This window comes from Sphingorhabdus sp. (assembly GCF_044354325.1).
GTDB lineage: Bacteria > Pseudomonadota > Alphaproteobacteria > Sphingomonadales > Sphingomonadaceae > Sphingorhabdus_B.
Genome location: NZ_JBILAF010000148.1, coordinates 1 through 3,996, shown reverse-complemented (window position 1 = coordinate 3,996; position 3,996 = coordinate 1). Strand labels below are relative to the sequence as shown.

The 3,996-nt window shown below is 56.3% G+C and carries 5 protein-coding genes; all 5 read right to left on the bottom strand.

Features of this window, described 5'->3' with window-relative positions:
* On the bottom strand, nucleotides 1-307 hold a 307-nt coding region (locus ACIQ0G_RS10490), incomplete at its 3' end, for a saccharopine dehydrogenase NADP-binding domain-containing protein (RefSeq protein ID WP_397577856.1).
* 88 nt (nucleotides 308-395) lie between these two features.
* Nucleotides 396-1,562: an acyl-CoA dehydrogenase family protein gene (locus tag ACIQ0G_RS10485; RefSeq protein WP_397577855.1), complete on the bottom strand. Its 1,167-nt coding sequence runs from the start codon at nucleotides 1,560-1,562 to the stop codon at nucleotides 396-398.
* A 66-nt stretch (nucleotides 1,563-1,628) separates the two neighbouring features.
* Nucleotides 1,629-2,786, bottom strand: coding sequence for an acyl-CoA dehydrogenase family protein (locus ACIQ0G_RS10480; RefSeq protein WP_397577854.1), 1,158 nt, complete (start codon nucleotides 2,784-2,786; stop codon nucleotides 1,629-1,631).
* A 1-nt stretch (nucleotide 2,787) separates the two neighbouring features.
* Nucleotides 2,788-3,645: a MaoC family dehydratase N-terminal domain-containing protein gene (locus ACIQ0G_RS10475; protein WP_397577853.1), complete on the bottom strand. Its 858-nt coding sequence runs from the start codon at nucleotides 3,643-3,645 to the stop codon at nucleotides 2,788-2,790.
* Nucleotides 3,645-3,996 (bottom strand): acyl-CoA dehydrogenase family protein (locus tag ACIQ0G_RS10470; RefSeq protein WP_397577852.1); only part of this gene is annotated, 352 nt, incomplete at its 5' end. The genes ACIQ0G_RS10470 and ACIQ0G_RS10475, both read right to left, overlap by 1 nt.

The following is a 3,996-nucleotide window of genomic DNA, read 5'->3' as shown; positions in this document are numbered from 1 at the left end:
CCGTGGTGGCGCAGACCTGAACGAGCAAGTCACCATAGAGCGCATAGGGGCCGACCGTTGACATGACGACAGTGGTCTGCGCGCACATTTGCTTCAGCGCATCTTCATCCGCAGCGTCAGCAACGATAATCTCTATGCCCGAAAGTCCAATCGTATCGCGGACCTGCTTAAGCTTGCTGAGCGAACGCCCTGCCATAGCCCATTTAATCGATCCATCGGCGAACTGCTCTTGCATGTAACGTACGATGATCTGGCCGACGAAGCTGGTCGCGCCATATACGATGATATCAAATTTCTTTTCGGCCATTTGTATTCCCCCCGCGCAAAGCAACTTTGCATGTTTACCCCTGTTCTATGATGTTAGCTGACGGCGTCGTCCATGAATGAAGCATCGGTCATTCACGCGTTCCAAGCAAATCGCGGGCGACCACCCAATTGTGGATCTCGCTGGGTCCATCATAAATACGCATCGTGCGTAGCTTGTTTGAAAGCAAATATAGCGGCATTTCGCGTGTCATCCCCATGCCACCGAACATCTGCATCGCATGGTCAACGATGTCATATGCGGCTTCGGTACAATAGGATTTGATCATCGAAATTTCCTGCCGCGTGTCGCGCCCTTCATCGATTTTCCACGCGCAGTCATAGGTCATCAAACGCATGGCATGAATGCGCGTGGCGGCATCGGATATCCAATTTTGAACCGTCTGGCGTGAAGACAAAGGCTTGCCAAATGTGACGCGCTGTGGCGCATATTCAACCATCATGTCCAATGCGCGCTGCGCCATGCCGATCGACCAGGACGCCATTTCAATACGCCGCGTGCCAAGCCGCACCTGCATGGGCAGAAACCCCTGCCCGCGCGTCCCGAGCAATTTCCAGCCCGGAACACGGCAATCGTCCAGCGCGATTTCATAGGTCGCGGTGCCGTCAATCATCGGGATTTTACGTAACACGTTGAACCCGGGCGTATCGCGGTCCACCAAAAATGCAGACATGCCATTGCGACCATTGGCATTCTTGTCGGTTACCGCCATCAAGATCGTGAAATCGGCTTCATCCGCTTTGGTAATCCAGATTTTGCGGCCGTTAATGATCCAGTCGTCGCCATCCTGGACGGCGGTGGTTTTCATCAATTGCGGATCAGCACCAGCGCCAGGCTCCGAAATGCCAATGGCAGAAATGGTTTCACCGCGCACATAAGGCGCAAGATAATGCTCGCGCTGCTTTTCGTCCGCAGCCGCCATCATCATACGCAAATTCGGCGAATCTGGCGGCAGGGTATATGGCGTCGCGGTGCGGCCTAATTCCTCACCGACCCCAACCATCGCCACCATCGGCAAATTCATACCGCCGACTTCTTCAGGCGCATCCAGCCCCCACAGGCCGAGATCTTTCGAGACGGCGTCAACCTTGGCCTGTTCATCCTTGGTCAGATAGCTGCCTTTGCCTGCAGTATCGCGCGCCAGAACCTCACCTTCGAGCGGCACCAATTGGGAGTCCACAAATTTGCGGACCAGATCCTTTAACATCCGATGTTCTTCGGCGAGTTCAAAATTCATCCACTGGGCCTTTGTCGACTAATGTGGCGGCTGTGCTGTCGATTTTCATGTCCGAAATCATGTCAATCAATAGCTGCGGGGAAGGCCGAGAACATGCTCGGCAAGATAGCTTAGGATCAGGTTCGTGCTGATCGGGGCAACGGTATAAAGCCGTGCTTCACGGAACTTGCGTTCGACGTCATATTCCTCAGCAAAGCCAAAGCCACCGTGCGTTTGGACGCACATGTCGGCGGCGGCCCAGCTGGCTTCTGACGCAAGGAGCTTCGCCATATTCGCCTCTGCGCCCGGGTTACCGCCGGCATCAAATACCCGCGCTGCATGATGCACCATCAGTTCCGCTGCACACATTTGCGCGTAGCAGCGCGCTACAGGAAACTGCACGCCTTGGTTCTGGCCAATGGCGCGGCCAAAGACGTTGCGCTCGCTGGCATAATCGCTGGCCTTTTTAATGAACCATTTGGCGTCGCCAATGCACTCGGCGGCAATGAGGATGCGCTCGGCATTCATGCCCGACAGGATGTAGCGGAAACCTTTGCCTTCTTCGCCGACCAAGGCCGAGGCGGGAATCCGCATATCGTCGAAGAAGATTTCGGTCGTTGAATGGTTCATCATCGTGCGGATCGGCTTGATGGTCATGCCGTTTCCGACCACCTTGCGCATATCAATGAGAAAAACCGAGAGCCCCTCCGTCTTGCTGGAGACCTCCTCACGCGGCGTCGTGCGCGCGAGCAACATCATCAGGTCGGAATATTCCGCGCGGCTCGTCCATAATTTTTGGCCGTTAATGACATATTCGTCGCCATCGCGAACCGCGACCGTGCGCAAGGAAAGCGTGTCGGTGCCGCTGGTCGGTTCGGACACACCAAAGGCCTGCAGGCGCAGCTCGCCTGTCGCGATACGTGGCAGATATTCCTGCTTCTGTTCTTCGCTGCCATATTTCAACAGCGTGTTCATGATGTACATCTGGGCATGGGCGGACGCGCCGTTGCAGCCTGAAGCTTGAATTTCCTCCATGATAATGGCCGCGTCAGAGAGCGTTAGCCCTGACCCACCGTATGCTTCCGGAATCAACGCCGCGAGGAACCCTGCCTTGGTCAGCGCATCCACAAATTCGCCCGGATAGGCGCGGGCGCTGTCTTTTTCCCGCCAATATGCACCTGGAAAATCGGCGCATAATGCCTGAACCGAACGGCGGATTTCGGCGATATTTTCACTCTCACTCATGTCAAATATGTCCTTGCGCCGAAGCTGCCATGATCTGTCGTCCGTCGCCTGCAAAGGCGGCCAGTTCCATATCGTTGCCTGATCCCCGCATCACCAGATGCAAGGCCTCTCCGCAGATTGCTGGAGATAGGCCCCGGAATGCGAAGCTGGCTAACGCATTGTCCCCCAATGCCCGGCGGGCGAGGTCCAGTAGCAAACTCGCTGTCAACGGACCATGGAACACTAACCCGCGATAGCGCTCTTCATCGCGGGCATATGGCAAGTCATAATGGATCCGGTGGCTGTTGAACGTGAGCGCGGAATAGCGAAAAAGCAACGGCTCGCTGGGGACAACAACGCGCTGAGCGTCCCAACCATTGGCGTCAAAGCTGCGCACGCTCTCCACGGGTGGTGATAGCGGCGTTTCTAATCCCACGGCCGCACGGTACACGATGCTTTGCACCTCGCGCACAGCCAATCCGTTTTCAGTGGAGGTTTCATGCGCGACATCGACAAAAACCAGTTGCCCGGAATTGCCTGACTTTTCGGATATCGACAATATGCGCGACGTCCGCGTGACGACCGCTCCAATTTCCAACGGCTTCAGAAACTCGACCTTGCTTGAGGCCCACATGCGGCGTGGCAGCGGCACTGGGGGTAGGAAGCTTTCTTCGCCTTCATCGCGCAACGGATGCCCATCGGGACCGAGCTTTGCGGTTGGTGCGTCTGGCAAGCAAAGGCACCAGTGCAAACCCTGCGGGACATTGCCATCGCTCGGCGCATCCCGGTCAAAGGTTGCAAGCCAGCGCGAAACGAGTCCAGCATCTACCCTGTCTGTCCGGGCTTCCTCACGGCCAATCCAAGCATCCCATGCCCCCATCAGTTTGCGCCTCCCATCAGGCCTTTGGCGATCACCTGCGCTTGAATTTCTGCGGCACCTTCAAAGATATTCAATATGCGCGCGTCACACAAAACGCGGCTGATTTCATATTCCAACGCATAGCCATTGCCGCCATGAATTTGTAAGCTCGCGTCCGCATTGCTCCACGCCGCACGGGCCGCCAGCAACTTCGCCATGCCCGCCTCAATATCGCAGCGTTTACCGGAATCCTTGGCGCGGGCAGCAGCATAGGTCAGTTCACGGGTCATCACGAAATCGGCCACGCTCATGGCGATTTTGTCGGCGACACGCGGGAACCCGATGATGGCCTTGCCAAACTGCTTGCGGTTG